The organism is Robiginitalea sp., assembly GCF_049588695.1.
GTDB lineage: Bacteria > Bacteroidota > Bacteroidia > Flavobacteriales > Flavobacteriaceae > Robiginitalea.
In genome coordinates this window covers 1-4307 of the sequence record NZ_JBAVZJ010000279.1, presented here as the reverse complement: position 1 = coordinate 4307, position 4307 = coordinate 1, and the positions used below count along the sequence as shown (strand labels likewise).

The window sequence follows — 4307 nt, the reverse complement described above, 5'->3', positions numbered from 1 at the left end:
CCTTCAGGGTAATGGACTGTTTTTTGGCGTATCCATTGCGAAGGTGGAAGCGGTGATAGCGTTCAAAAATCTGGTGGTCTGTATAGCAGCAAAGCCCAAGGGTATCCGATTCAAATCCCTGATAAAGTGGCTGGACAAGGGTGGTATAAGGTACATCCTGCCCTATTTCGTCAAAAATATCGTGGAATCGTTTCGCCTGTTGTTCACTGGCACAGAAAATAAAATTCCGCATTCCGGCCTGTTGGTTTTCCCTCAGGGCCTTGAGAAGAAGGTCGAATTGTTTGTTAAAGGCAGGTTGCGGACGCGTGGGGATCTCAATGACATCCAATGTTTCCCCCGCTGGAGGGGGAGGCGCCTCAAGGCTTACTTCACGGAATTTTCCCAGGGTCTGCTGAAACTCTTCCCCGGTGAGAAAAAGAGCCTCGGGACTGGCGTGCTTTACAGTTTCCGATAAATTTTTAAAGGCAGAGGTCGCTTTTTCGAATAACTGGTCCAGACGGCCCCGGCACAAAGCAGGGTTTTTCAGTACTACCACCGTATCCCGGGCGATGTACTCAAGAAAAGAAACCCTGGATTCGTGGACGAGTTTATCGGTAACATTAGGCATGACCGAAATCTTTCGGACCCGCTCCGTGGACAATTGGGATTCGACATCAAAGCTTCGAATGCTTTCAATCTCATCCCCAAAAAATTCCAGGCGATAGGGCTCATCATGGGAAAAGGAAAAAACATCCAGAATCCCTCCCCTTACGGAAAATTCTCCGGGTTCAGAGACGAAATCCGTACGTTTGAAATGGTATTCAAAGAGGGTTTCGTTGAGAAAGTCCAGGGAGAGCTTATCTCCTGTTGTTATTTTAAGGGTGTTTTTTTCGAGCTCTTTACGGGTAACCACCTTTTCAAAAATGGCATCCGGATATGTGACGATCAGGGCCGGTTTCCTGCGGGAATTGATACGGCTCAGGACCTCAGCCCGCAAAAGGATATTTGCGTTATCCGTAGCTTCAATATCGTAAGGGCGGCGGTAGCTCCCGGGATAAAAAAGTACAGTCTCCGTATCCAGTAGCTGCTCCAGGTCGTTCAAGTAATACGCCGCCTCCTCTTTGTCGTTCAGGACGAGTAAAAAAGGTTTTTCACAAGCCTTGAAACTCTCTGAAACCTGAAAAGAAAGGGCTGATCCTGTCAGGCCCTTTAAATGTATTCTGGCCTGGGGTTGGGTAAGGATTTCCACAAGTTTGCCGAAGGCCGGGTCTTTTGTGAATCGCTTGTTGATATATTCCAGGCTCAAAGAAGGAAATTTTGGCAAAAGTACGAGCCAAAACTGGGCCGAACAAGAGTTAGGCCTCAAATTGCAGAAATGAAAACAGGTGGTTATAACCCGGGCTGTGATTCGCCCGCAATTGCCCGTACAATGGGAATAATACTGTCCTCTGCCAGGCCATAAACGGCGTCTCCCGCCTCAATTTCCACAGTATGGCTGCCGGTGAAAGCGCCGAAAGCAGGCAGGATCAACTGCCGGTTCCTAAAATGAAAGCAGGGGACACGAAGGGATTGCCTTCCGGCACCTTTTAGGCGTACCGCGGGATGAATATGCCCGCAGATGTTATATCCTTCAAAAGTTTTCAGGGGATGATGCGAATAGGTGAAGGGCTCCGAAACGAGGAAAGGACAAACCCGGACCCCAATTTTTTCAAATGGCCGATGCCCGAGGATGTCGTGGTTTCCCTCCACCAGGAGGAGGTCGGCCGGGCATGTTTTGACCCAGGCAGCAAAAAAATCCCATTCCCGGTTCATGTGTGAATGGAAGAGATCTCCCAAAAACACAATGGATTGAGGCCGGAAGGTTTGGATCAGGCCATCCAGGCGTTTAAAATTTCTACCGCTGGCCTGTAGGGGTACGGCGGCTCCGTGTTTGCGAAAATGACTGATTTTCCCCAGATGTACATCACTGACCAGCAGTTGTCCCTTTTCTTCCCGATACAGGGCACCCCAGGAATGCAGGTGTACCATTTCTCCTCCAAATGCAACAGCTTGGGTCATTGCTTCAAAGGTATTAAAACCCCAGGGGGATAAAAAAGGACTTTCGGGAGGTTAACGTCTTAATTTTTCGGTCATCCGCCGGATGCGATCAGCCAGCTTTTCACTCGAGAGCTTTTCCCTCAGGCGGTCGGTGATGATTGGAAAGGAAAATGGTGTGGGCTTTTCACAGGATTTCCAGATGTGTTTTTGTGTCCCAATGCGCTCCAGGGCCAGGCGGAGTCGTCCTTCCTCCAACTGGTGTTCAAAGGTCTCCCGGAAAGCCTGTTGAAAAAGGAGGTTATCGGGTTCATAATCCCGGAAAACTTCAAACAATAATTGTGAATTGCTTTGCAGGTGTTTCATTTTGATGCCTTTTTTGGGATAGCCCGAAAAAACGAGGCCGCTGATTACTGCAATGTCCCTGAATTTTCGGCGGGCCATTTCTGTAGCGTTCAGGCTCTTCTGAAGGTCATCCATCAGGTATTTGGGGGAAAACAAGTCGTTGTCCAGGACCATTTGCATGTCTACCTCCCGGTCCGAAAGGAGTTCAAAGCCGTAATCGTTATAGGCCAGGGAAAAAGTTATGGGTGTCAGGAGGCTGATTCTGTAACTCAACAGACTGGCCATAGCCTCATGCACAAAGCGGCCTTCAAAAGGATAGAAAATATGGTGGTACCCGTCTGAGGTCTTAAAGGTTTCGATCAGAAATTCTTCGGGCCCCGGTACAATGCTTTCGAGCCGCTGCCGTTCAAAAAGCGGTTTCAGGCTTTGGATTTCTTCAGATTGTTCGGAATCAGGAAGGATGGCGGTATACAATTCCCGCCTGAGCAATTCAGACATTTGTGCGGAAAGGGTCAGGCGACCTCCCATCCAACTGGGTACACGTGTGGTTTTGGCACGGGATTTTCGCACGAGCACCTGCATTTCCCGAATCTGCAAGAACTCCAGGTTACGTCCCGCAAATGTAAACACATCTCCCTTATGCAATTGTGAGGCGAACCATTCTTCAACCGTGCCGATGTACCCTCCTTTCTGATATCTTACCGTAAGATCGGCATCCCCGACAATGGTCCCGATCTGAAAACGATGGCGCATGGCCACGCCCCGGTTTACGACCTTAAAACGGCCGTCTTCCAGAATTTCTACTTTTTTGTACTCATCGTAACTGTTGAGGCTCTGGCTGCCCAGCACGAGGAATTTCAGCAGCCATTGCCACTGCTCGCGCGTCAGTCCCTGATAGCAAAACGTGCCCTGGACCTCCTTAAAAATCATCTCCGGGTCAAAACCGTCTGAAACCGCCAGGGTGGTGAGGTATTGCACCAGGACGTCAAAACTGTTCAGGTACGGCATGCGATCTTCGATCCCTTCCCCCCTGACGGTTTTCTTAAGGGCAGCGGCTTCGACCAATTCAATGGCGTGGGTCGGCAGGAAGTAGATCAGGCTTTCTTCCCCGGGGCGGTGGCCACTCCGCCCGGCCCGCTGCAAAAACCGGGCAACACCCTTGGGGCCTCCGATCTGAATAACGGTTTCCACCGGGGCGAAATCGACCCCGAGGTCCAGGCTGGAAGTACAGACAACTGCCCGGAGACGGCTGTCGCGAATGGCTTGTTCCACCCAAATACGGGTATCTTTATTGATGCTTCCGTGGTGCATGGCAATTTCACCGGCCAGGTCCGGGAAACGCTCCAGGAGTTTCTGAAACCAGATTTCGCATTGGCTTCGCGTATTGGTGAAAATCAGCGTGGTTTGGCTGGCGCGTATAATTTCAATTACGGAATCCAGTAAGTGCAGTCCGAGGTGTCCGCGCCATGGAAAGGTTTCCATGGTTTTGGGGAGGATGCTGCGTACGGTGATGCGTTTTTTTAAATGGGCGCGGATCAGTACGGAATTTGACAGGGCATTGGAATCCGGCCCCAACAGCACTTCCCGTGCCTGTTCAAGGTTTCCAATGGTCGCTGAAATCCCCCAAATCCTCAAGGATGGAGAAACTGTTTTCAGGCGGGAGAGGGCGAGTTCCATCTGCACCCCCCTTTTGCTGCCCAGAAGTTCGTGCCATTCATCTACCACTATGGCAAAACACTTCCCGAAAGCCTTATCATACCCTTTGGAGGCCAAAAGTAATTGAAGGCTTTCGGGGGTAGTGATAAGCAGGTCGGGCATTTTTTTACGCTGCCGGGCCCTTTCGCTTTGGGAGGTATCGCCCGTGCGTATTCCCACGGTAAAGGGAATGTTGAGATCGTTGACGATTCGCTGAGCAGATTGGCGGATTTCACCGGAGAGCGCTCTGAGGG

General features: G+C 50.5%; 2 protein-coding genes and 1 pseudogene. All 3 read right to left on the bottom strand.

What is annotated here, in order from left to right:
* Positions 1–1285 (bottom strand): annotated as a pseudogene (locus WBV75_RS06735) (transcription-repair coupling factor); the annotation flags it as partial.
* A gap of 83 nt (positions 1286–1368) precedes the next feature.
* Positions 1369–2037, bottom strand: a complete 669-nt coding sequence (gene pdeM / locus WBV75_RS06730; protein ID WP_424119871.1) for a ligase-associated DNA damage response endonuclease PdeM — start codon at positions 2035–2037, stop codon at positions 1369–1371.
* Between the two features lie 51 nt (positions 2038–2088).
* The coding region (locus WBV75_RS06725) for a ligase-associated DNA damage response DEXH box helicase (RefSeq protein WP_424119870.1) at positions 2089–4307 on the bottom strand (2219 nt) is incomplete at its 5' end.